23 protein-coding genes and 1 riboswitch are annotated in these 23,039 nt (G+C 72.8%); of the genes, 12 read left to right on the top strand and 11 right to left on the bottom strand.

What is annotated here, in order from left to right; all coding sequences use genetic code 11:
* Positions 1 to 61 precede the first annotated feature (61 nt).
* From IOD14_RS35210 to IOD14_RS35195, 4 genes are read left to right on the top strand one after another with little or no spacing between them, the layout of a single operon-like run.
* The gene (locus IOD14_RS35210) at positions 62 to 1,231 is read left to right on the top strand and encodes a steroid 3-ketoacyl-CoA thiolase (protein WP_123988828.1); all 1,170 of its coding nucleotides are present in this window, start codon (positions 62 to 64) and stop codon (positions 1,229 to 1,231) included.
* Positions 1,232 to 1,264: 33 nt separating this feature from the next.
* Positions 1,265 to 1,504 carry a hypothetical protein gene (locus tag IOD14_RS35205; protein ID WP_123988827.1) on the top strand — a complete coding sequence of 80 codons (240 nt, stop codon included), beginning with the start codon at positions 1,265 to 1,267 and terminating at the stop codon, positions 1,502 to 1,504.
* Between the two features lie 60 nt (positions 1,505 to 1,564).
* Positions 1,565 to 2,020: a hypothetical protein gene (locus IOD14_RS35200; protein ID WP_212672438.1), complete on the top strand. Its 456-nt coding sequence runs from the start codon at positions 1,565 to 1,567 to the stop codon at positions 2,018 to 2,020.
* 1 nt (position 2,021) lies between these two features.
* Positions 2,022 to 2,486 (top strand): pyridoxamine 5'-phosphate oxidase family protein, encoded by a 465-nt coding sequence (locus tag IOD14_RS35195; protein ID WP_212672437.1) that lies wholly within the window; start codon positions 2,022 to 2,024, stop codon positions 2,484 to 2,486.
* A 309-nt stretch (positions 2,487 to 2,795) separates the two neighbouring features.
* Here the strand turns inward: IOD14_RS35195 and IOD14_RS35190 are convergent, their stop codons facing one another.
* Complete coding sequence (locus IOD14_RS35190) at positions 2,796 to 5,075, bottom strand: helix-turn-helix domain-containing protein (RefSeq protein ID WP_249126142.1); 2,280 nt, start codon at positions 5,073 to 5,075, stop codon at positions 2,796 to 2,798.
* Positions 5,076 to 5,178: 103 nt separating this feature from the next.
* Between IOD14_RS35190 and IOD14_RS35185 the strand changes: the two genes are divergently transcribed.
* On the top strand, positions 5,179 to 6,012 hold the full coding sequence (locus tag IOD14_RS35185) for an alpha/beta hydrolase (protein WP_123988824.1): 834 nt from the start codon (positions 5,179 to 5,181) through the stop codon (positions 6,010 to 6,012).
* A gap of 5 nt (positions 6,013 to 6,017) precedes the next feature.
* On the opposite strand, the gene IOD14_RS35180 is transcribed toward IOD14_RS35185, so the two are convergent.
* Positions 6,018 to 6,716, bottom strand: coding sequence for a YoaK family protein (locus IOD14_RS35180; RefSeq protein ID WP_212672436.1), 699 nt, complete (start codon positions 6,714 to 6,716; stop codon positions 6,018 to 6,020).
* A 103-nt stretch (positions 6,717 to 6,819) separates the two neighbouring features.
* Between IOD14_RS35180 and IOD14_RS35175 the strand changes: the two genes are divergently transcribed.
* Positions 6,820 to 8,070, top strand: coding sequence for an alpha/beta hydrolase (locus IOD14_RS35175; RefSeq protein WP_212672435.1), 1,251 nt, complete (start codon positions 6,820 to 6,822; stop codon positions 8,068 to 8,070).
* Between the two features lie 44 nt (positions 8,071 to 8,114).
* Here IOD14_RS35175 and IOD14_RS35170 read toward each other — a convergent pair whose 3' ends face one another.
* The 7 genes from IOD14_RS35170 to IOD14_RS35140 form a co-directional block, all read right to left on the bottom strand.
* Positions 8,115 to 8,534 (bottom strand): transglycosylase SLT domain-containing protein, encoded by a 420-nt coding sequence (locus tag IOD14_RS35170; RefSeq protein ID WP_123988821.1) that lies wholly within the window; start codon positions 8,532 to 8,534, stop codon positions 8,115 to 8,117.
* A gap of 285 nt (positions 8,535 to 8,819) precedes the next feature.
* On the bottom strand, positions 8,820 to 9,683 hold the full coding sequence (locus IOD14_RS35165) for an ECF transporter S component (protein WP_212672434.1): 864 nt from the start codon (positions 9,681 to 9,683) through the stop codon (positions 8,820 to 8,822).
* Positions 9,680 to 11,428, bottom strand: coding sequence for an ABC transporter ATP-binding protein (locus IOD14_RS35160; protein WP_212672433.1), 1,749 nt, complete (start codon positions 11,426 to 11,428; stop codon positions 9,680 to 9,682). Before IOD14_RS35160 ends, IOD14_RS35165 begins: the two co-directional genes overlap by 4 nt.
* On the bottom strand, positions 11,425 to 12,525 hold the full coding sequence (locus IOD14_RS35155; protein WP_123988818.1) for an energy-coupling factor transporter transmembrane component T: 1,101 nt from the start codon (positions 12,523 to 12,525) through the stop codon (positions 11,425 to 11,427). The genes IOD14_RS35160 and IOD14_RS35155 overlap by 4 nt, the downstream gene beginning before the upstream one ends.
* Complete coding sequence (locus IOD14_RS35150) at positions 12,515 to 13,162, bottom strand: SCO2322 family protein (protein WP_123988817.1); 648 nt, start codon at positions 13,160 to 13,162, stop codon at positions 12,515 to 12,517. Before IOD14_RS35150 ends, IOD14_RS35155 begins: the two co-directional genes overlap by 11 nt.
* Positions 13,159 to 14,349 (bottom strand): prenyltransferase/squalene oxidase repeat-containing protein, encoded by a 1,191-nt coding sequence (locus IOD14_RS35145; protein ID WP_123988816.1) that lies wholly within the window; start codon positions 14,347 to 14,349, stop codon positions 13,159 to 13,161. The genes IOD14_RS35150 and IOD14_RS35145 overlap by 4 nt, the downstream gene beginning before the upstream one ends.
* A gap of 118 nt (positions 14,350 to 14,467) precedes the next feature.
* Positions 14,468 to 14,598: riboswitch (cobalamin riboswitch) on the bottom strand.
* A gap of 50 nt (positions 14,599 to 14,648) precedes the next feature.
* A complete protein-coding gene (locus IOD14_RS35140) occupies positions 14,649 to 15,674 on the bottom strand; it encodes an MBL fold metallo-hydrolase (RefSeq protein ID WP_123988815.1) in 1,026 nt (341 codons plus the stop codon).
* A gap of 177 nt (positions 15,675 to 15,851) precedes the next feature.
* Here IOD14_RS35140 and IOD14_RS35135 point away from each other — a divergent pair, with 177 nt between their 5' ends.
* From IOD14_RS35135 to IOD14_RS35125, 3 genes are all read left to right on the top strand, one after another.
* The gene (locus tag IOD14_RS35135) at positions 15,852 to 17,309 is read left to right on the top strand and encodes an aldehyde dehydrogenase (RefSeq protein WP_212672432.1); all 1,458 of its coding nucleotides are present in this window, start codon (positions 15,852 to 15,854) and stop codon (positions 17,307 to 17,309) included.
* A 6-nt stretch (positions 17,310 to 17,315) separates the two neighbouring features.
* Positions 17,316 to 17,549, top strand: a complete 234-nt coding sequence (locus IOD14_RS35130; RefSeq protein WP_123988813.1) for a ferredoxin — start codon at positions 17,316 to 17,318, stop codon at positions 17,547 to 17,549.
* 144 nt (positions 17,550 to 17,693) lie between these two features.
* The gene (locus IOD14_RS35125) at positions 17,694 to 18,557 is read left to right on the top strand and encodes a tetratricopeptide repeat protein (protein WP_123988812.1); all 864 of its coding nucleotides are present in this window, start codon (positions 17,694 to 17,696) and stop codon (positions 18,555 to 18,557) included.
* On the opposite strand, the gene IOD14_RS35120 is transcribed toward IOD14_RS35125, so the two are convergent.
* A complete protein-coding gene (locus tag IOD14_RS35120) occupies positions 18,554 to 19,162 on the bottom strand; it encodes a TetR family transcriptional regulator (RefSeq protein ID WP_123992601.1) in 609 nt (202 codons plus the stop codon). The two genes, IOD14_RS35125 and IOD14_RS35120, sit on opposite strands and share 4 nt — an antisense overlap.
* Before the next feature lie 254 nt (positions 19,163 to 19,416).
* On the opposite strand from IOD14_RS35120, the gene IOD14_RS35115 reads away from it, so the two are divergent.
* From IOD14_RS35115 to IOD14_RS35105, 3 genes are read left to right on the top strand one after another with little or no spacing between them, the layout of a single operon-like run.
* Complete coding sequence (locus IOD14_RS35115) at positions 19,417 to 20,817, top strand: glycosyltransferase family 4 protein (RefSeq protein WP_123988811.1); 1,401 nt, start codon at positions 19,417 to 19,419, stop codon at positions 20,815 to 20,817.
* Positions 20,811 to 21,545, top strand: coding sequence for a class I SAM-dependent methyltransferase (locus IOD14_RS35110; protein ID WP_123988810.1), 735 nt, complete (start codon positions 20,811 to 20,813; stop codon positions 21,543 to 21,545). Before IOD14_RS35115 ends, IOD14_RS35110 begins: the two co-directional genes overlap by 7 nt.
* On the top strand, positions 21,542 to 22,612 hold the full coding sequence (locus tag IOD14_RS35105; protein ID WP_123988809.1) for a prenyltransferase: 1,071 nt from the start codon (positions 21,542 to 21,544) through the stop codon (positions 22,610 to 22,612). Before IOD14_RS35110 ends, IOD14_RS35105 begins: the two co-directional genes overlap by 4 nt.
* A gap of 96 nt (positions 22,613 to 22,708) precedes the next feature.
* Here IOD14_RS35105 and IOD14_RS35100 read toward each other — a convergent pair whose 3' ends face one another.
* Positions 22,709 to 23,002, bottom strand: a complete 294-nt coding sequence (locus IOD14_RS35100; protein WP_123988808.1) for a hypothetical protein — start codon at positions 23,000 to 23,002, stop codon at positions 22,709 to 22,711.
* Between the last annotated feature and the right edge of the window lie 37 nt (positions 23,003 to 23,039).

Raw genomic sequence — 23,039 nt, 5'->3', positions numbered from 1 at the left:
ACGCGCTAACTAGAACACGTACTAGTTCCAGGGATCCGTTCGGAGGAGAGGACCCGCACCCATGGCCGCCGAACCCGTGATCGTCGAAGCCGTCCGCACTCCCATCGGCAGGCGCGGCGGCGCGCTCGCCAACCTGCATCCCGCCTATCTGCTGGGCGAGACCTATCGTGAGCTCCTCGGCCGCGCCGGCATCCCCGCCGACGCGGTGGAACAGATCGTCGGCGGCACGGTCACCCACGCCGGCGAGCAGTCCATGAACCCCGCGCGCACGGCCTGGCTGACCGTCGGGCTGCCGTACGAGACGGCGGCGACCACGGTCGACTGCCAGTGCGGCTCCTCCCAGCAGGCCTCCCACATGGTTGCCAACATGATCGCGGCCGGGGTCATCGACGTCGGCATCAGCTGCGGTGTCGAGGCGATGTCCCGGGTACCGCTGGGCTCGGGGTCGAAGCACGGGCCGGGCAAGCCGTTCCCGGACGAGTGGAACGTCGACCTGCCCAACCAGTTCGAGGCGGCCGAACGGATCGCGCGGCGCCGGGGGCTGACCCGGGAGAACGTCGACTCGCTGGGCCTGATCTCCCAGGAGCGGGCGGCCGCCGCCTGGTCCGAGGAGCGCTTCAAGCGGGAGACGTTCGCGGTCCAGGTGCCGACCACCGAGGACGAACAGCGGGCCGGGCAGGGCATGTGGCGGCTCGTCGACCGGGACGAGGGGCTGCGCGACACGTCCATGGAGGCGCTGGCCGGCCTGAAGCCGGTGATGCCGACGGCGATCCACACGGCGGGCAACTCGTCCCAGATCAGCGACGGCGCCGCGGCGATCATGTGGGCGTCGAAGCGGATGGCGCGGGCGCTCAAGCTGAAGCCGCGGGCCCGGATCGTGGCGCAGGCGCTGGTCGGCGCCGACCCGCACTTCCACCTCGACGGTCCGGTCGACGCGACCCGCGCGGTGCTCGGCAAGGCGGGCATGACCCTCAAGGACATCGACCTCGTCGAGATCAACGAGGCCTTCGCGTCCGTGGTGCTCAGCTGGGCCCAGGTCTTCGAACAGGACCTGGAGAAGGTCAACGTCAACGGCGGCGCGATCGCGCTCGGGCACCCGGTGGGGTCGACCGGGGCCCGGCTCATCACCACCGCGCTGCATGAACTGGAGCGCGCGGACAAGGAGTTCGCGTTGATCACGATGTGCGCGGGCGGCGCGCTGGCGACCGGGACGATCATCCAGCGGCTGTAGACCGGTCTTGATGAGTACTGGTCAACTTGGCCCGTGCTGATCAATGTGCTCCTGCGTGCCCTGCCCTTCCACGTCCGCGAACCGATCATGATCGGGATCTGCCTCTTCTTCTCCGGCCTGGCCCTCTACTGGTTCATCACGGCAGGGGGCCTGGGCCGGGGCGGTTTCGGCCTGCTGTTCCTGGCGATCGCGGTCCTGCGCGGGTACTTCTTCCGCAAGGAGTGGAGAACCCACCGGGCGGCGAAGGAGGCGGGTGTCGCCGCGCAGGCGTGACGCCGCGTGCCGATGAGTTTCCGCCTCCTCCGCGGTCCTGACTGCGAGGAGGTGGTCGCGATGGGCGCGACGGCGCGGCAGGAAGCCCTGGAGCGGTTGCGGGTGCTGGCCGGGGAGTGGGTGGTCGAGGCGGAGTTCCCCGGGCAGGCGGTGGGAGCCGGGCGGAGTGTCTTCGAGTGGGCGCTGGACGGGCAGTTCCTGGTCCAGCGCACGCAGGCGCCGAGCCCCGCGCCGGAGAGCACGGCGATCGTGTCGGTCGAGCCGGAGACGGGGGCGTACACCCAGCACTACTTCGACTCGCGGGGTGTCGTACGGCTGTACGCGATGACCTTCGACGGCGAGGTGTGGCGGCTGCTGCGCGAGGAGGAGGACTTCTCCCCGCTGTCCTTCCGGCAGCGCTTCACCGGACGGCTGAGCGCCGACGGCGATCGCATCGACGGTGTCTGGGAGCGGTCGAAGGACGGGGCGGCCGCGTGGGAGACGGACTTCGCGCTGACGTACCGCAGGAGCCGCTGACATGAGGCCCACGGCCGACAATGCGCGCGGGATCGTCGACGCGAGCCGGTACCTGGTGCTGGCCACCGCGGACGCGGAGGGGCGGCCCTGGAGCACGCCGGTCTGCTTCGCGCATGTGGAGTACCGGGAGTTCTTCTGGGTGTCCGCTCCGGACGTCACCCACTCGCGGAACATCGCGGTGCGGCCCGAGGTGGGCATCGCGGTGTTCGACTCGTCGGCAGGGATCGGCACCGGGCAGGGGGTGTACATGTCCGCCCGCGCCGCCGAGCTCGTGGACAGGGCGGCCTCGGAGAGCGCGCTGGAGGTCTTCTCCCGGCGCTCGCTCGGTCACGGCGGCCGGGTCTGGACCCTCGACGACGTGCGCGGTGACTCCGGGATGCGGCTGTACCAGGCGGTGGCCGGCACCCACTCGATGCTGGCGAAGGACGGACGACCGGATCACCGGGTGACGGTCGAGCTGGACTGAGCGACGCCGATACGGCCCTGACACGGCCGACTCACCGCAGACGGAGGCGGCCGGCCAACGGCAGGGCGGACCGACGACGACGAGCGCGACCTCGCTGCCCTTCGTGCGGCGACTGTTCCGGCGGGCTGCCGGTTCCTTGCGGGCCTCCGGGCGGGCGGCTCTCGGCAGGGGTGCCGGGGTTTCCCTCCGGGTCTTCGAGCGGCCGCTGCGTGGCGAGCGCGGCGGGCTGTCACGGCGGGCCCGCCACGCTTCCGTGCCTCCCCCCTTGCCGCGGCCTTGCGGCGGCTGCCCGGAGCCTCCCCGCCCGCCTCAGTCGATCGGTCCGAGCCGTTCGAGGCCGGAGGCCGCCTCCTTCGCTGAGGTCGTGTCGCCGAACTCCGTGAAGAGGGCGTGGGCGCGGCGGTAGAGCTCGCGGGCCTCGGTCGGGTCGCCGCGGTGTTCCAGGGCCGTGGCGAGGCCGAGCGAGGTGTGGGCCCGGAGGCGGTCGATGCCGGCGTGGGCGGACGGGGTGCCGACGGCCCGGAAGGCCTCCGCCGCCTCGGACCAGCGTTCCAGCGCCAGCAGGTCCTTGGCCGTCTCGCAGCGCAGCAGGGCCGCGACGAACTCGCCGAGGCCGGGCACGTCCCCGGGCCGCGTGCCGAGCAGGGCCCGGTGCAGGGCCAGTGCCTCCTCGGCGCGTCCGGACTCGCGCAGCGCGGTGCCGAGGACGCGCTGGGAGACCGCCTTGCCGGTGGAGTCCCCGGTGGTCTCGAAGAGCCGGGTGGCCCGGGCGGCCGCCTCCGCCGCCTCCGCGGGCCGGCCCTGCCCCATACAGGCCCCGCTGATGTACGACCACGCCCAGGCCTGCTGGTCGACGTCACTGGTCTCCGAGGCCAACTCCAGCGCCCGGCGGGCAAGTTGCTCGGCCTCCGCGTACCGGCAGGCGCCGACGGAGTGGGCCCAGGCGAGGCAGTTGAGCTGATGGGCCTCGGCCGCCCGGTCTCCGAGGGCGGCCGCGGACCGGGCGCCGTGGGAGAAGAGGGTCCGCCACTCGGGCCACAGGCACCAGCGGTCGGAGAACCAGTACAGGGTGCGCGAGACGCGCAGGATCTCCTCGTGCCGGTCGGCCGCGAACAGCACCGGCAGGGCGCCCGCCCAGTTCGCGCGTTCGGCGGTGAGCCACTCCTCCGCCTCCTCCGCGGACTCGGGGGAGAAGGCCGCGGTCTCGCCCGGCCACGGCTCCGGCGCGCCCGGCGCCTCGAACCGCCGCCCCGCCGCCGAGGCCGACCGCAACAGCCAGTCCGCCATGCGCAGCCGCACCTCCCGGGCCGCCGACTCCGTCTCCTCGGCGGCCAGTTGCTCCCGCGCGAAGAGCCGTACGAGATCGTGCAGCGCGTACCGGCCGGATGCCGTCTCCTCCAGCAGACCCCGGTCGACCAGCAGGTCCAGGGAGTCCTCGGTGGTGAGGGGATCGTTGCCGGTCAGGACGGCGGCGAGGTCGGGCCCGGTGTCGTGGCCGGGGACGAGGGCGAGTCGGCGCAGCAACAGCCGGTGCGGTTCGGTGAGTTGGCCGTAGGAGAGGGCGAGCGCGCTGCGTACGGCGAGGTCGCCCGCGACCAGGCCGCTCAACCGGCGCCCCTCGTCAGCGAGATGGCCGACCAGCCGGGCCGGGGTCCAGCCCGGGCGGCTGGAGAGGCGGTTGCCGACGATCCGCAGGGCCAGCGGGAGATGGCCGCACAGCTCGGTCAGCCGGGTGATCGCCTCGGACTGTCCGTCGGTGCGCGGGGCGCCGAGGATCCGCTCCAGGAGCCGCGCCGACTCGCCGCCGCTGAGCCCGCCGAGCCTGATCCGCCGTACGCCTTCGAGGCCGGCCAGCGGCCGTCTGCTGGTGACCAGCACGAAACTGCCCTCGGCGTCCGGCAGCAGGGGCCGGGTGTGGGCCTCGTCGACCGCGTCGTCGAGGACGACCAGTGCTCGCCGGCCGGCGAGCGTGGCCCGGTAGACGGCCTCGCGGGCGACCGGGTCGACCGGGATCCGGTCGGGCGGGTGGCCGAGTGCCGTCAGCAGCAGGACCAGCGCCTCGGCGGCCGGGAGCGGGGTGTCGCTCATGCCGTGCAGCTGGACGCAGACGGTGCCGTCCGGGAAGGCTCCGGCGAGCCGGCGCACCGCTTCCGCCGCCAGGGTCGTCTTGCCCTGCCCGCCCGGCCCGAACAGCACCGCCGCGCGCGTGCGCGTGCCGGTGGCGAGCGTCTGCAGGTCCGCCAGCTCCTGCTCCCGGCCGGTGAAGTCCGCAACGGTCCGCAGCAGGTACGGCGCGGGCGGTGCCCCGCCGCGTTCCCGGCCGGTGTCGGCCAGCCGCTGGAGGCGCTCGCGCTGTTCGGCGGCGAGCCGCAGGGCGCCGGCGAGCGCGTCGACGGTACGGCGCTGCGGCCCCCGGCTGCGGCCGCGCTCCAGGTCACCGAGTGCGCGGACGCTCACCCCGGACGTCTCGGACAGCTCCTCCAGGGTCAGCCGGGCGGCCCGGCGCAGGGAGCGCAGCATCACACCGAAGGCGGTGCCGCCGGCGGGACCGTCGGGGTGCGGTATCTCGTGAACGTGACTGGTCATCATGACAATTAGAACAAGCGCTCCCTACTTCCGCCTGTACTTCTGCCTGGCGACCATGGGCCGCGCCTGGTGTGCTGGAGTCCCCGTCCAAGGAGGAAGAACCCACATGCCGTACATCACCGTTGGCGAAGAGAACAGCGCGCCGATCGAGCTCTACTACGAGGACCACGGCACCGGCCAGCCGGTCGTCCTGATCCACGGCTACCCGCTGGACGGCCACTCCTGGGAGAAGCAGCTGCCCGCGCTCCTCGAGGCCGGCCACCGGGTCATCACCTACGACCGCCGCGGTTTCGGCCGTTCCTCGCAGCCGACCACGGGCTACGACTACGACACCTTCGCCGCCGACCTCGACAAGGTGCTCACCACCCTGGACCTGACCGACGCGGTCCTCGTCGGCTTCTCGATGGGCACCGGCGAGGTGGGCCGCTACCTGGGCACCTACGGCTCGGGCCGGGTCGCGAAGGCGGCCTTCCTGGCCTCCCTTGAGCCCTTCCTGCTGAAGACCGACGACAACCCGACGGGCGTGGACCAGTCGGTGTTCGACGGCATCCTGGAGGCCGTCACCAAGGACCGCTACGCCTACTTCGACGCCTTCTACCAGGACTTCTACAACCTGGACGAGACGCTCGGCAGCCGGATCAGCGAGGCGGCCGTGCGCGGCAGCTGGAACGTGGCGGCGGGTGCCTCGGCGCACGCGTCGGTGGCCTGCGTGCCGACCTGGATCACCGACTTCCGCGCGGACGTGGCGAAGATCGACGTCCCGGCGCTGATCCTGCACGGCACCGGCGACCGCATCCTGCCGATCGACGCGACCGGCCGGCCCTTCCACGCGCTGCTGCCCTCCGCCGAGTACGTCGAGATCGAGGGCGCGCCGCACGGCCTGCTGTGGACCCACGCCGAGGAGGTCACCTCGGCGCTGCTGTCCTTCCTCGCGAAGTAGAACGGCTACTCGCGCCCCGAGGCGGTCACCGCGAGCAGGGCCACCATTCCTGCCGCGACCGCCAGCGGGATCGCGAGGCCGTGGTGGAGCACCAGCCACGCGCCCGGCCCGGCCCCGGCGACCATCGCGACCACGGACGCCGTACGGCGTGGGGAGCGGGTGCCGGGGCCGCCGCCGGCCCGGGAGTCGGCGGCGAGACCGGTCAGCGTCATGGTCAGCACGGTCGTCGTCAGGTCAGGGATGCCGAGCCCGCGGACCGTGGCGTTGCGCAGGCCCATCGCGAAGGCCGTGACGGCGATGAGGGTGTACACGGTGGCCGTGGCGTCGGGCGCGACGAAGGCGACCACGGCCGACACCCCGAGGAGCAGCGCCTCGGTGGCGAGGGTGCGCCGTACCCAGGTGCGGCGGGAGCCGGAGCCGAGCCGTACGGCGACCCGGCCGCCCGCCGCCGCGCCCACGACGAAGGACCCCAGCGAGGTCAGTGTGTGCGCCACCGAGAAGCCGGGTGCTCCGGCCGCGGCGAACCCGAGCACGACCACGTTGCCGGTCATGTTCGCGGTGAAGACGTGTTCGAGGCCGAGATAGCTGACGGCGTCGATCAGTCCGCTGACCACCGTCAGCCCCAACAGCACGGCCACCAGGCGCAGTCCGCGTGCCTCGGGGTCGTCGGCCGGCTTCGTGCCGGTGCTGCTCTGTTCGCTCATCGAGTCTCCGGACGGCCGGACGGGCAGGGTGCACCCAAGTCCACCACGGAAGCGGGGGAGTCTCGGATGTCGGCGCGAACCGCGCGTCCGTAGCGTCGCGGACATGAGTGATGAGACGCGCAAACACCGAGGAGAACGGGCGAGTCGGCGGACGCGGAAGGTGCTCGCCGGAGCGGCGGCCCTGCTGCTCGCCGGTCTCGCCGCGGCCCCGGTGGCGGCGGCCGCCGGTGAGCACGCGCATCGGACGTCACGCGGTGACCTGGTCTCCGTCACACCGGTCGCCGACCGGGGCGCCGGGCAGGTCAGGTCGTTCCTGGCCGAGCAGGGCGTCGACGCCGACGTGGTCCGGTACGGCTTACGGGCGTACCGGCTGACCTACCGGACCGTGGGCCCGCACGGCGAGCCCACCACCGCGACCGGGCTGCTGACGCTCCCCAAGGGCGGCGCCCACCGGCTCGACCTGGTCTCCGACACCCACGGCACGATGGTCGACCGCGACTACGCGCCCTCGGCGAGCGAGGACTTCGGACGGGTGCCGTCGTATCTCAACGCGGCTGCGGGCCGCGCGGTCGTCGCCCCCGACTACCTCGGCCTCGGCGGGGGGCCGGGGTTCCACCCGTACATGGACACCGCCTCGTCGGTGACGGCCTCCGTGGACATGCTGCGTGCCGCCCGGGCGGCCGCGGACCGGCTCGGCCGTCCGCTCACCGGGGACGTGTACGCGACCGGGTTCTCGCAGGGCGGCCAGGTCGCGATGGCGCTCGGCAAGGCCCTGGACGGGGGTGCGGACCGGCACTTCCGGCTCCGGGCGCTCGCGCCGGTCAGCGGCCCGTACGACCTGGAGGGCCAGGAGATGCCCGCCCTGTTCGACGGCCGGGTCAACGACACCAGCGGGGTCCTGTACATCGCGTACTGGCTGGTCGCGCAGAACCGCCTGCACCCCCTCTACAAGGACCCATCCGACGCGTTCCGCGCGCCCTACGCGGGCCGGGTCGAGAGCCTCCTCGACGGCAGCCACGAGCAGGAGGAGGTCGTGAAGGGACTCGCGCCCTCGGTGGAGCGGCTGCTCACGCCCGCCTTCCAGGAGCGGCTGCGGCACCCGTCCGGCGCCGTGCTGGACGCGATGCGCGCCGCCGACCGCACCTGCGACTGGAAACCGCCCGTGCCGGTGCGGCTGTACGCCGGTGACGGCGACACCGACGTGCCCGTCGGCAACACCCGGACATGCGCCCGCACCCTCGCAGGTCAGGGAGCGAGGGTGCGGGTGGTCGATCAGGGGGCCGTGGACCACTTCGGCTCGGCGGTGGTGTCGGCCCCCCAGGTGGTGCGGTTCTTCGACGCCGTACGGCGGTGACGATCGGTTCTTTCCGGGTGTACGGCGGTGAGGCGTGCGGCGGCTCAGTACCAGCCGTTGGCCTGCCAGAACGCCCAGGCGCCGGTCGGGCTGCCGTAGCGGGAGTTCATGTAGTCGAGGCCCCACTTGATCTGGGTCTTGGCGTTGGTCTTCCAGTCGGAGCCGGCGGAGGCCATCTTCGAGCCCGGGAGGGCCTGGACCAGGCCGTAGGCGCCGGAGGAGGAGTTCGTCGCGTTGACGTCCCAGCCGCTCTCGTGCTCGACGATCTTGCTGAACGCGGCGTACTGCGCGGCGTTCGGGATCATCTTGTGCGCGATGGCCTTGGCCTGGGTGGACGAGCTGGTGGTGGCCGCCTGAGCCGGCGCCGCGGTCAGGACCAGGCCGGCGGTGGCGGCGGCCATCGCGACGGTGGTGATGGCCTTCTTCGGGGAAGCGATGCGGCGGGCGATACGGGAGACGGACACGGAGAACCTTTTCTTCGGGGACGGTGGTGTCGCTCGCTGTCCCGGGGGACATGCGTCGGCGCCGAGGCCCGTGGGCTTGTCGGCGCCGTGCGACGTCGTCCAGAGAAACAGGCTCGCCAGGCGTCCGCAATGACCCCTTTTACTAGTTGTGGTCGAATCGCCGGGAAAGGCCGCCTGTGTGATCCGGCTCTCAAAGCGCAGGTCAGAGGGGGTGCGCGCTGGACGATATGTCTGAATTGTTCCTACTGTTCCCTTTAGTAGGTGAGCTGGGTCATGTGGGGCGCTTCACCGCTCGGGCCCCTCGAATGTGACCTGGGCCTCGAAGGCGGCACGGCGGGTGGCCCGGCGCAGCGCCCTGAGCAGGGCCGGCCCGAGGGTGAGTGTCAGGACGACGGTGACCAGGGCCCGGCCGAGGTCCCAGCCGAGGGACGTGGCCAGGCAGTACGCGACGAATCGGGCCAGGTTGGCGGGGACCCCGGCGTGCGGGTCGAAGGCGATGCCCGAGGCCAGGGCGCCCATGAAGGGCCAGCCGGCCATGTTCATCGCGGTGCCGTAGGCGAAGGCGGCGAGGAATCCGTAGCCGGCCAGCAGCCGGACCTCCGTACGGCCCCGCGCACGGGCCGGCACCGGCAGCAGGCCCGCACCCATCGTGAACCAGCCCATCGCCAGCATCTGGAACGGCATCCACGGCCCCACCCCGCCCGTGAGCAGGGCGGACGCGAACATCGTGACGTTGCCGAGCGCGAAGCCGAAGCCGGGGCCGAGGACCCGGCCGCTGAGCACCATCAGGAAGAACATCGGCTCGATACCGGCGGTACCGGCGCCGATCGGCCTGAGCGCGGCGCCGGTCGCGGCGAGCACGCCGAGCATCGCCACGGCCTTGGGGCCGAGGCCCGACTCCGCGAGCGCCGCGGCGACCACCGCGACGAGGAGCACCAGCAGTCCGGCGAAGAGCCAGGGAGCGTCCTGGGTGTGGGTGCCGACCTGGGAGGCGGGCGGGGCGAGGAAGGGCCAGCCGAAGGCGACCACGCCCACGGCGCTGACCAGGGCGAGGGTGACGAGGGAGCGGGGGCCGAGCCGGACCGCCCGGGTCGTGAGCGGGGCGCGGGGCCCGGCCGGGGGGCTGCTGGTGACCGGGGTTCGGGTCATGACAGGGCCCTTCGCACCTGGCCGACCGTGAGCCACCGCTGCGGGGCGAGGATCTTGCTGACCTGCGGGGCGAACGAGGGGGAGGACGTGATGACGTCCGTCGCCGGGCCGTCGGCGATCACCTCGCCCTCGGCCAGCAGGATCACCCGGTGCGCGAGCTCGGCGGCGAGCTCCACGTCGTGGGTGGCCAGCACGATCGCGTGACCGTCGGCGGCGAGCTCCCTGAGCAGGCCGACGAGACGGGCCTTCGCCGCGTAGTCCAGGCCGCGGGTCGGTTCGTCCAGGAGCAGCAGGGGTGGGCGGGCGGTCAGGACCACGGCGAGGGCGAGCGCGAGCCGCTGGCCTTCGGACAGGTCGCGGGGGTGCGTGTCGTCGGTCACGCCGGGGAGGAGGTCGCCGACCAGCGCGCGGCAGGTGCCGGGTGCCGCTCCGGCGTCCTGGTCGGCGGCCCGGCACTCCTCGGCGACCGTGTCGGCGTAGAGGAGGTCACGGGGTTCCTGGGGGACGAGGCCCACGCGGCGGACGAGGTCGCGGGGGGTGGTGCGGTGGGGCGGGGCGCCGCCGACGAGGACTGTTCCGGCGGAGGGTGCCACGAGGCCGACCAGGGTGTTGAGGAGGGTGGACTTTCCGGCGCCGTTGCGGCCCATGAGGGCGATGGTCTCGCCGGGGCGGACGGTGAGGTCGATGTGGTTCAGGGCCCTGATGTGGGCTCGGCGGACGAAGAGGGCGGTGACGTCGGCGAGGTGGGCGGTGGGCGGCGTGGGCGCGGCCGGGGCGGGGTGCCTGCGGAACGCCCGCCTTCGGCGGGGCGTGCCCTTGCTCCCACCCGCACCGTCCGTGCGGGTGCCGTGGTCCACCGCGGGTGGCCCCTGTGGGGCGGTCCCGCTGTCGGCGACTGCGGACGCGGACGCGTTCTCCTTCGGTGCCCGCCCGGCCAGTCGCTCCCTCAGGTCCCCCGCCCGACGCCGAGCGTCCCGGACCGTCATCGGCAAGGGGTCCCAGCCCGCCAGGCGGCCCAGGTCCACCACCGGGGGAAACACCGGGGAGACGGCCATCATCCCGGCCGGGGTGCCCACCCTCAGCTGTGCGCCCGGGGCCGCCAGGAGGGCGACCCGGTCGGCGTACTGGATGACGCGTTCCAGGCGGTGTTCGGCCATGAGGACCGTGGTGCCGAGGTCGTGGACCAGGCGTTGCAGTACGGCGAGGACCTCCTCCGCCGCCGCGGGGTCCAGGGCCGAGGTCGGCTCGTCCAGGACCAGGACGTCGGGGTGGGGGGTGAGGACCGAGCCGATCGCGACGCGTTGCTGCTGGCCGCCGGAGAGGGTGGCGAGGGGGCGGTCGCGCAGGGACGCCAGGCCCAGCAGGTCCAGCGTCTCCTCCACCCGCCGGCGCATCACCGCCGGCGCCAGGCCCAACGACTCCATCCCGTAGGCGAGTTCGTCCTCCACCGTGTCCGTCACGAAGTGCGACAGCGGGTCCTGGCCCACCGTGCCGACCACGTCGGCCAGTTCGCGCGGCTTGTGGGTGCGGGTGTCGCGGCCGGCCACGGTGACCCGGCCGCGCAGGGTGCCGCCGGTGAAGTGCGGCACGAGCCCGCTGACCGCGCCGAGGATCGTGGACTTGCCGACCCCCGACGGGCCCACGAGCAGCACGAGTTCGCCCTCCGGCACCTCCAGGTCGACGCCCCGGACGGTGGGTTCGGCCGCCCCGTCGTACGTCACGGAGACATCCTCGAAGCGGATCACGACGACGGCTCCTCGAAGGCGGAGGTGGGGGCGGGGGCGAGAAAGGCCGGCAACAGGCCGAGCAGGACGGCCGCCGCAGGCCACAGCGGCAGGGCCGGGGCGACCAGGGGCACCGCACCGGGGTGCAGGGCGGCCGGATCGGTGGCGCCCGCGAGGAACATCGCCGTCGCCACGGCCGCGCCGGAACCGGCGATCAGGAGGGACCGGGTGGTCCAGCGGTCCGGGCGGTAGCGGGTGCGCGGGGTGCGGCGGCCGCCCAGCCGCAGGCCCGCGAGGGCGGCGGCGAGACCGGCGAGGAGGACGGGGACGCCGTAGGTGCCGCCCTCGGCGGTGAGGAGTCCGTACGTCCCCGCGCACACGCCGAGCAGTCCGCCGAGGGTGAGCGCGGTGGTCGTACGGCGGACGGCGGGCGGGACCTCGGCCGTACGGCCGTAACCGCGGGCGTCCATCGCCGCGGCGAGGGCGACCGAGCGCTCCAACGCGCCCTCCAGGACCGGGAGTCCGACCTGCAGCAGGCCGCGCATCCCGCTGTCCGGGCGGCCGCGCAGGCGACGGGCGGCGCGCAGGCGTTGCACGTCGGCGATGAGATGGGGGGCGAAGGTGAGGGCCACGACCACCGCGACACCGAGTTCGTAGAGGGCCCCGGGGAGGGACTTCAGGAGCCGGTGCGGGTTGGCTAGGGCGTTCGCCGCGCCCACGCAGATGAGGAGGGTGGCGAGCTTCAGGCCGTCGTAGAGGGCGAAGACGAGGGACTCCGCGGTGACCCTGCCGCCCAGCCGGATGCCCTGGGCCCAGTCGGGGAGGGGGAGTTCGGGGAGCGTGACGAGCACATGGGTGCCGGGGATCGGGGAGCCGAGGGCGACGGCGAAGACGAGACGGATGAGGAGGACGGCCAGGGCCAGCTTCACGAAGGCGGTGTAGGAGCGGGACCAGGGGGAGGGGCGGCGGCAGGTGGCCACCACGTAGGCGGAGACGGCGATGAGGAGGCCGAGGAGGAGGGGGTTGGTGGTGCGGGTGGCCGCGACCCCGAGACAGAGGGACCACAGCCACCAGGCCCCGGGGTGCGGTGACGCGGGCGGCACGGACCTACGGGGCATTCCTGCGCCGCCTCGTCTGCCACACCGCCGCCGCGCCCAGGATCACGACCGCCCCCGCCCCGGCGAACAGGCCCACGGACGGCCCGGAGTCCGATCCGCTCTTCTGCGGACCCGCCTCCTTCCCCGCGCCGGTCCCCTTCTCCGCCACCGGCTCGCCGCACCCCGCCGCCGGGTAGCCCGAGATCGCGCACAGCAGGGCGTTCGTGTTGTACCGGAGGGGTTCGGCGACGGATGCCAGGGCCTCCGCCGTGGTCGCGTCCCGGGGGACGGACGCGCACTCCGTGCGGCGCGCCGGGGGTGTCTCGCCGGACGGGGCGTCCGCGGCCGTGCCGAAGTCGAGGACCAGGGCCACTCGCTTGCGGCCGTCCCGCGCGGGCGTGTCCGCGCAGATCCCCGTGAACGACGCCGGCCCGCGGGGCTTCGTCGCGTCCGCCGAGTCCTCGCTCACCGCGAAGCGGAAACCCTGGACGTCTCCGTCGGAGGGGACCGAGGTCGAGGGGCCCTGGGTGGCGTAGGTCCAGGTCGTGCCGGTGTGCTCCCAGAAGGACCAGTAGCGGTACCCGGTGGCCTGCGCCGGGCTCGTCGTGGCGAGGAACAGGCCCGTCAGGAGGGAGAGGACGACCGCTCGGCGGGTCACGGCTGCTTCTTCTTGTTGCGGCTGCTCAGGAGGAAGCCGATGCCCGCCCCGGCGGCGAGACCCGCGCCGACCATCCACCAGACGGAGGTGCCGGAGTCGGTGCCGGAGTCGTCGTCCCGGGACGTGGTGGCCGGCGCCGGCCCCGTGGCGGCCAGCCGCTTCACCAGGTCCGTGCCGCCGAAGTCGCCCGGGTCGGCGCCGGCCGCCTCGGCGGCGAGGATCAGCTGGGCGTAGGCCGCCGGGCCGTTCTGCCGGGCCCACTTCGCCGAGTTCCGCTCCAGCCACGCCAGGGGCTTGCGCGCGGCCCCGGGACCGTCCTGCACGGCGAGCGCGACGACCGCGTCCGCCGTGTTGCCGTAGTCGGGCTGGTTCTCGGCACCGGGGAGCACGGACTTCAGGTAGCCGTCCTTCGCGACCGCGCCCGCGAGGAAGGAGGCTCCGTTGGCCGCGGCCTTCTCCGGGGTGAGGTCCGGTGCGTCGGTGCAGGTGCTCTCCCTCGTGGTGCCGGCCTTCGCCGTCAGCGGGCCCGTTCCGCGCGCGGCGACGACGGCCGCCGCCGTTGCGTCCGCGTTGGCGCTGAGCTTGCCCTTCTTGTCCGGCTGATAGGCGAAGGCGCCCCCGTCGGCGCACGGCAGGGACAGCTTCAGCAGGGCGTCGTAGGGCGACTCGGCGCCGGCGCGGATCTTCGAGACGGGGACGTCCTGGGTGGCGAGCGCGCCGATGACCACGGACGTCGAGTTGGCGTCGCTGGCCCCGCCGGGGGCGAAGCCCCAGCCGCCGTCCTTGTTCTGGACGGACTTCAGCCAGTTCACCGCCTTCGTGACCGCGGTGCCGTGCCCGCCGACCGCGGACAGGGCCTGGGCGGCCGCGGCCGTGCTGTTGGTGTCGACCATCAGCTTGGCGTCGCAGGCCTTGGCCGGGTCGGCGCGGAACGCCGGGAACGCGCCGCTCTCGCACTGCTGCCCGGCCAGCCAGTCGACGGCCGCGGCCGCGGGCTCCACGTGCACCCGGTGCAGGGCGATGAGCGCGAACGACTGCCGCCAGACCCCGTCGTAGGTGGGGTCGCCGCTGCCGTACAGCCCCGAGGGCAGGGAGGGCGACGGGGACGGTGAGGCGGCGACGGCGGGCGTGGCCGTGCCGATCACGACGGTGGCGGCCAGGACCGCGGCGCTGCGGCGGACGTTCATGATCGGCGGATGCCCTTCTCCCTGCGGGGAGCCGGGCAGCACGGGTGAACCCCCGGGCGGCTCGGCTCCGTATACCTCGACGGTGCCGCGCACCGGCCGGTTGCCGATGCACGCGAGCCGGTCACGAGCCGTACGGGGCGGTCCGGCTCACCGCCCGGCGAGGGCGGATCACGGTTGCGGGTCAGCGCCGGAATTGCACCGGCTTCCCCCTGTACGGGTGTGATGACGACCTGGCCACTGTACTCGCCCGTAGGGAAGCGGCTGAGGGCCGCCCGGGCAACCCCGGGAGGCGGGGGTCGTCAGACGGCCACGTACGTCACCGGGTCGCTCCCCGTCACCGCCTCCGCCCGCCCCAGCTTCACCAGTCGCCGCAGATGCGCCTCGGCCTCCGAGACCGCGATGTTCCGCGATCCGTAGGGGATCTGGTCCCAGGGCCGGTTCCACTCCATGCGCTCGGCGAGCTGCCAGGGGGTGAGGGGCTCGGCGAGGAGGGAGCGCAGGTCGGTGAGGCGTTCCTCGTGATGGGCGAGCAGTTCCCCCACCCGGGCGCTCGCGTCGGTGAAGACGTGCTGGTGGGCGGGGAGGACCTCGGCGGGGGCGAGCCGCCCGACGCGCTCCAGGGAGTCGAGGTAGTCGCCGAGGGGGTCGGTGACGGTGGTGTCGTCGGGGTCCTCGTACAGGCCGATGTGCGGGGTGATCTCGGGCAGCAGGTGGTCCCCGGAGAACAGCCGCCCGTGGCCCGGGAGCCCGGCAGGGTGCTCCTCCTCCAGGTGCAGGCAGACATGGCCCGGGGTGTGCCCGGGGGTCCAGATCGCGCGGAGTCTGCGGCCGGGGAGGTCGAGGAGCTCACCGGGGACGATCTCGCGGTCGGGCAACGCGGGGGAGAAGCCCGGGAGTTCGCGGCGGCGGGCGGTGCGCAGGGGGGCTATGTGCTCCTCGGGGGCGCCGGCGGCCTCCAGCTTGGCCGTCATGTAGGTGAACCAGCGCTCGGCCCGGGTCTCGCGGGTGCGCCGCACGATCGCGGAGTCCGCCGCGTGCATCGCGATCCAGGCGCCGGAAGCCTCGCGCACCTGCCCGGAGAGGCCGTGGTGGTCGGGGTGGTGGTGGGTGATGACGACCCCGTGGATCTCGCCGATGCCGGTCCCGCACGCGGTCAGCCCCTCGGCGAGGGTGTCCCGGGAGGCCGGGTCGTCCCAGCCCGTGTCGACCAGCACCGGTCCCCGGTCGGTCTCGACGACGTACACGAGCGTGTGGCCGAGGGGGTTGTCGGGGATGGGCACCTGGACGGACCGGACGCCGCCGCCATGGTCGTGCACCTGCGCCATGAGCTCCCCAATCACCGCGTCCGCCCACTGCGGCCCACTATAACTAGAACGAGTTTCGACGGTAGCCCGAGGTCACCAATAGCCGTGATGTGCGGCCCGTGGACTCCTCCGAGTGGAACTGGTATCAGTTCCGTATCTGATGGATCGTCAGCAAGCCGCCCCAGGGAGGCGTTCGCCATGACCGAGCTCGTGGAACACGGACAGCTGTTCATCGGCGGGGAGTTGGCCGACCCCCTGGGCAAGGACGTCATCGAGGTGATCTCCCCGCACACCCAGGAGGTCATCGGACGGGTGCCGCACGCCTCCCGGGCGGACGTGGACGCGGCCGTCGCCGCCGCCCGCACCGCCTTCGACGAGGGCCCCTGGCCGCGGATGTCCCTCGACGAGCGCATCGAGGTCGTCACCAGGATCAAGGACGCCATCGCGATACGGCACGAGGAGATCGCCCGCGTGATCTCCTCCGAGAACGGCTCCCCGTACTCCTGGAGCGTCCTCGCGCAGGCCCTCGGCGCGATGATGGTCTGGGACTCGGCGATCACTGTCGCGCGGAACTTCACCTACGAGGAGACACGCGACGGAGTCCTCGGCCGCATCCTCGTGCGCCGCGAGCCGGTCGGGGTCGTGGCGGCCGTGGTGCCGTGGAACGTCCCGCAGTTCGTCGCCGCCGCCAAGCTCGCGCCCGCGCTGCTCACCGGCTGCACGGTGGTGCTCAAGCCGTCGCCCGAGTCGCCGCTGGACGCCTACATCCTGGCCGAGATCACCAAGGAGGCCGGGCTGCCGGAGGGCGTCCTGTCCATCCTCCCGGCCGACCGCGAGGTCAGCGAGTACCTGGTCGGGCACCCGGGGATCGACAAGGTCTCGTTCACCGGCTCGGTGGGCGCCGGCAAGCGCGTGATGGAGGTCGCCGCCCGCAACCTCACCCGCGTGACACTGGAGTTGGGCGGCAAGTCGGCGGCCGTGGTCCTCCCGGACGCGGACGTCGAGGAGGCCGTCGCCGGGATCGTCCCGTCCGCCTGGATGAACAACGGGCAGGCCTGTGTGGCCCAGACCCGCATCCTGCTCCCTCGCTCCCGCTACGACGAGTTCGCCGAGGCGCTGGCCGCGGCGGCGAGTGCCCTGGTCGTCGGCGACCCGCTCGACCCGGCCACCCAGGTCGGCCCGCTGGTCGCCGAACGTCAGCAGCGCCGCAACCTCGACTACATCAGGATCGGCCAGGAGGAGGGCGCGAAGATCCTCACCGGCGGCGGACGTCCGGCCGGTCTGGACCGCGGCTGGTACGTCGAGCCGACGCTGTTCGGGGACGTCGACAACTCCATGCGGATCGCGCGGGAGGAGATCTTCGGCCCGGTGATCTGCCTGCTGCCCTACGGCGACGAGTCCGAGGCGGTGAAGATCGCCAACGACTCGGACTACGGCCTGTCCGGCAGTGTGTGGACGGCCGACGTCGAGCGCGGAATCGAGGTCGCGAAGCAGGTCCGCACCGGCACCTACAACGTCAACACCTTCAGTCTCGACATGCTCGGCCCCTTCGGCGGCTACAAGAACTCCGGTCTGGGCAGGGAGTTCGGCCCGGAGGGCTACGGCGAGTACCTGGAGCACAAGATGATCCATCTGCCGGCCGGCTGGGAGGCGTGAGCGCAGATGGGAGACCGCTGGCACGTCGAGGTCGACCGCTCGCTGTGCATCGGCTCGGCCCAGTGCGTCCACACCGCCCCCGACGGATTCCGCCTGGACACCGCCCGCCAGTCCCACCCCGCCGACCCGGAGACCGATGCCAACGAGAAGATCCTGGCGGCGGCCGAGAACTGCCCGGTGGAGGCCATCATGATCACGCTGCTGGGGAGCGGGGAGCCGGTGTTCCCGCCGGAGGAGTAGGGGTCCGGAACCTCACGGAATGAGGGTTCTCGTCGCCGGGTGCGCGTTCTCCGGACCGTGCCGGCGAGGGGAACCCGTCTCGGGGGTCCCTCGCGTGAGGGCGTACGCTCCTGCGGTCGACCGGGACCGATGGGGTGGGAGAGCGTGGAGAAGTCCGAGGCCAGAGAGCTGATCGAGCAGGCGCGTGCGGCCTGGGACGCCGAGGAGTGGCTGCGCGCCGCCCAGCTGTACGAGCGGGTGCTCGCGCACTTCCCGGACCTCAACGCGAGCGCGGTGTGGTGGTACGACGCCGCGCTCGCCCACAAGTTCCTGCGGAACTGGGCCAAGGCCTACGAGCTCGGCGTCGAGGCCGCGGCCCGGGCCCCGCGCGGCGAGGGCGACCCGGCGTACTGGAACCTCGGCATCGCGGCCACCATCCAGCGCGACTGGGCGACGGCACGCGACGCGTGGAGCGGCTTCGGCATCGAACTCCCCGAAGGGCAGGGGCAGATCGACGCCCGCCTCGGACACGCCCTCGTGCGCATCGAGGCCGGCGGTGAGCGCGAGGTGGTGTGGATCGAGCGGCTGTGCCCGACCCGCGGCCGGGTCGTGAGCGTGCCCGTCACGGGCGGCCGGCGCTACGGCGAGATCGTCGTACACGACGGCGAACCGAAGGGCGAGCGGGTCGTCGAGGGCGCCACCTACCCGGTCTTCGAGGAACTCCTGCTCTTCGAGGCCTCCGAACTGCCCACCCTGGAGGTCACGGTGGCCGCGGGCGAGGCGGCCGATCTGGAGGCGCTCGTCGAGCTGTTCACCGACCACGGCTTCGGCGCCGAACCCGCGAGCAGTGTGCGCATGCTGTGCGCCTGCTGCAGCGAGGGCACCCACGAACAGGAGCGCGCCGTGGAGGCGGGCGCCCAGCAGGTCTCCCTCGCCGCCCCCGAGGAGGAGGCCCGGCGGCTGCTGGAGCGGTGGGCGGGGCAGAAGGAGACCGGACGGAGCTGGAGCGGGCTCGCGGCCGTCGGCTAGGACCGGGGTTCCGTCAGGTCGATCAGTCGGCACACCGTCTCGATGTCGATCTTCACCTGGGCGATGGAGGCGCGGCCCGAGAGCCAGGTGATCAGGGCGGAGTGCCAGGTGTGCTCGATGACGCGGACCGCGGAGAGCTGCTCGGGCGTCGGGTCCTCCAGGCCCATGGCGTCCAGGATGATCAGCGTGGTCTGGTGGGAGACCTGGTCGACCTCCGGGCTCACGCTGCGGTCCGCGAAGGTCAGCGCCCGGACCATGGCGTCCGCCAGGTGCGGTTCGCGCTGCAGGGCGCGGAAGGCCCGCATCAGGGTCTCCGCGACCCGCTCGGCCGCGCTCTCGCCCTGCGGGGGCTTCTTGCGGAGCGTGCCGTGCATGTGCTCCAGCTGGTCCTGCATGGTGGCGACCAGGAGATGGATCTTGGAGGGGAAGTAGCGGTAGAGGGTGCCGAGCGCCACCTGGGAGGACTCGGCGACCTCCCGCATCTGCACGGCGTCGAACCCGCCGCGGCTCGCCAGCTGCGCGCTCGCGTGCAGGATGCGGCGGCGCCGCGCCTCCTGCCGCTCGGTCAGCGGTGGGGTGTCCGCTCGCGCGGTACTGGCTTCCACTCCGGCCGACTTGGCCACCTTGTCCACCTTGGGTTCCGTGACAGTCCGTGAGGGCTTGCGATCACACAGCATGGCAGGGTGCCGGGCCGTGGCGCGGTCGCGGCGTTCGTGGCGTGAATCACCTGATCCACCGCTCACAGGACCCCTACCTGCCGGTAGATTCAGAGCCTCCTGAACGATCAAGTCTGAAACTTGTTCTAGATTACCTTCTCGTCGTAATCTCGCGGGACAGTGCAGGCAGAAGGGGGCCCAGAGTGACCGCTGAGGCCAGTCAGGCAGGGCCCTTCGAGGACCCGGCCGCCGACGGCGAGCGACCGCTCCGTATCGCGCTCCTCACCTACAAAGGGAACCCGTTCTGCGGCGGCCAGGGTGTCTATGTACGGCACCTGTCCCGTGAACTGGCCCGCCTCGGCCACCGCGTCGAGGTCATCGGCTCCCAGCCGTATCCGGTCCTCGACCCGGGCTACGACGGCCTGCGTCTGACCGAGCTGCCCAGCCTGGACCTGTACCGCTCCCCGGACCCCTTCCGCACCCCGAAACGCGACGAGTACCGGGACTGGATCGACGCCCTGGAAGTCGCCACGATGTGGACCGGCGGCTTCCCCGAGCCGCTCACCTTCTCCCTGCGGGCCCGACGCCATCTCCGGGCCCGCACCGGTGAGTTCGACGTGGTCCACGACAACCAGACCCTCGGCTACGGCCTGTTGGGCGACGTCGGCGCCCCGCTGGTGACCACCATCCACCACCCCATCACCGTGGACCGCCAGTTGGAGCTGGACGCGGCCGAGGACCGGTGGCAGCGGCTGTCCAAGCGCCGCTGGTACGCCTTCACCCGCATGCAGAAGCGCGTGGCCCGCCGCCTGCCCTCGGTCCTCACCGTCTCCGGCACCTCCCGCCAGGAGATCGTCGACCACCTCGGCGTCCGCGGCGACCGCATCCACGTCGTCCACATCGGCGCTGACACCGACCAGTTCTCGCCGGATCCCGCGGTGCCCGTCGTCCCCGGCCGGATCGTCACCACCTCCAGCGCCGACGTCCCCCTCAAGGGCCTGGTCTTCCTCGTCGAGGCGCTGGCGAAGGTGCGCACCGAACATCCCGGGGCCCACCTGGTCGTCGTCGGCACCCGGCCGGCCGAGGGCCCGGTCGCCCAGGCCATGGAGCGCTACGGCCTCGAAGGCGCCGTCGACTTCGTCAAGGGCATCTCGGACGCCGAACTGGTCGACCTCGTCCGCTCGGCGGAGGTCGCCTGCGTGCCCTCGCTCTACGAAGGCTTCTCGCTGCCGGCCGCCGAGGCCATGGCGACCGCCACCCCGCTGGTCGCCACGACGGGCGGCGCCATCCCCGAGGTCGCGGGGCGCGACGGCGAGACCTGCCTCGCGGTACCGCCGGGGGACCCGGGCGCACTGGCGGCCGCCCTGAGCCGCCTCCTGGGCGACCCGGACCTGAGAGCGCGACTCGGCCGGGCCGGACGTGAGCGGGTACTGGCGAAGTTCACCTGGGCGCGGGCCGCCGAGGGGACGGTGTCCCGGTACCGCGAGGCGATCGCCGGCTCCGCCCCCACGCCACCCGGCCGCTCCGCGGCCCTCCGGGGTGCCCCCCTTGCACCCTCGACCACAGACACCGGTGTCTACCCCGAAAGCAGGGCCACGTGCTGACCGTCGACTTCTCCCGGTTCCCGCTCGCGCCGGGCGACCGCGTCCTGGACCTCGGCTGCGGGGCCGGCCGGCACGCCTTCGAGTGCTACCGGCGCGGCGCGCAGGTCGTGGCCCTGGACCAGAACGCCGACGAGATCCGCGAGGTCGCCAAGTGGTTCGCGGCGATGAAGGAGGCCGGGGAGGCCCCCGAGGGCGCCACCGCCACCGCCATGGAGGGCGACGCCCTGGCGCTTCCCTTCCCCGACGAGTCCTTCGACGTCGTGATCATCTCCGAGGTCATGGAGCACATCCCGGACGACAAGGGCGTGCTCGCCGAGATGGTCCGGGTGCTGAAGCCGGGCGGCCGGATCGCCATCACCGTCCCGCGCTACGGCCCCGAGAAGGTCTGCTGGGCCCTGTCCGACGCCTACCACGAGGTCGAGGGCGGCCACATCCGCATCTACAAGGCGGACGAACTCCTCGCGAAGATACGCGAGGCGGGCCTCAAGCCGTACGGCACCCACCACGCGCACGCCCTGCACTCCCCGTACTGGTGGCTGAAGTGCGCGTTCGGTGTCGACAACGACAAGGCGCTGCCGGTGCAGGCGTACCACAAGCTGCTGGTCTGGGACATCATGAAGAAGCCGCTGGCGACGAGGGTCGCCGAGCAGGCCCTCAACCCGCTGATCGGCAAGAGCTTCGTGGCCTACGCGACCAAGCCGCACCTGCCCGCCGTGGACGCGCGGTGACGACTTCGCGCACCGAACACCTCGTCCTGCCAGGGGTGCTGACCGCCGAGCAGGCCGTCGAGACCGTCGCCGGAATCCTGGCCGTGCAGCGGGAGGACGGGGCGATCCCCTGGTTCCGCGGGCACCACCTCGACCCGTGGGACCACACCGAGGCCGCGATGGCCCTGGACGCGGCGGGCGAGCACGAGGCCGCCGAGCGGGCCTACGCATGGCTCGCACGGCACCAGAACGAGGACGGTTCCTGGTACGCCGCATACCAGGACGGGGACTTCGCGGAGGTCACCGACCGGGGGCGCGAGACCAACTTCGTCGCCTACATAGCCGTAGGGGTGTGGCACCACTACCTCTCCACCGGCGACGACACGTTCCTCGACCGCATGTGGCCGACCGTGTACGCGGCGACGGAGTTCGTCCTGGGGCTCCAGCAGCCGGGCGGGCAGATCGGGTGGAAGCGGGAGGACGACGGCCGCGCCGTCCCCGACGCACTGCTCACCGGGTCCTCCTCGATCCACCACGCCCTGCGGTGCGCCCTTGCGATCGCCGAGCAGCGCGAAGAGGCCCAGCCCGACTGGGAGTTGGCCCTCGGGGCGCTGCGGCACGCGATCCGCCGGCACCCCGAGCGCTTCCTCGACAAGGACCGCTACTCCATGGACTGGTACTACCCGGTCCTGGGCGGGGCGTTGACCGGAGCCGAGGCCAAGTCCCGTATCGAGGAGGGCTGGGAGCGGTTCGTCGTGCCCGGCCTCGGAGTGCGCTGTGTCGTCCCCAACCCGTGGGTGACGGGCGGGGAGTCGGCCGAACTCGCCCTCGCCCTGTGGGTGACGGGCGAGTCCGACCGGGCGCTGGAGATCCTGCAGTCCATCCAGCATCTGCGGGACGCGGAGAGCGGGTTGTACTGGACCGGGTTCGTGTTCGAGGACAGGGCGGTGTGGCCCCAGGAGCTGACCACCTGGACGGCGGGCTCCCTGCTCCTGGCCGTCGCCGCGCTGGGGGGTCACGAGGCCACCTGCGCGGTGTTCGGCGGAGACCGCCTGCCGCTGGGGCTGGACCCGGACTGCTGCGCCTGAGAACGCGGGGTTCGTAAGCGCCCCAAAGAGGCGCGGGGAACCGCGCGAACAGCCGCGACGGCGCCGCAGACGATGACGGCACCCCCAGCGGAGTGCTCAGTGGCGGTGCGCCCGGTTGGCGATGGCGTGACCCACGAACAGGTAGACCACCGCTGCCAGGCCGTAGCCCGCGACGACCCGGGCCCACGCCTCGTCGAACGTGAAGAGGTCGTAGGACCAGCCGGCGAGCCAGCGGGCGGCGTCATGGATGAACTGCACGAAGTCGTTCGTACGGTTGGCATCCAACAGGTACATGAGGATCCACAGGCCCAGGATGAGGGCCATGATGTCGGCGACGACCGCTATGACCGTCCCCGCGGAGTTGGCACCACGGCGCGTATGAGTGGACATGGTGTTCGAATGGCCGGGAATTCTCTCGCGAAACCTG

The organism is Streptomyces sp. A2-16 (assembly GCF_018128905.1).
Lineage (GTDB): Bacteria > Actinomycetota > Actinomycetes > Streptomycetales > Streptomycetaceae > Streptomyces.
The sequence above is the reverse complement of the archived record's forward strand: the minus strand, read 5'-3'. Positions and strand labels throughout refer to the sequence as shown.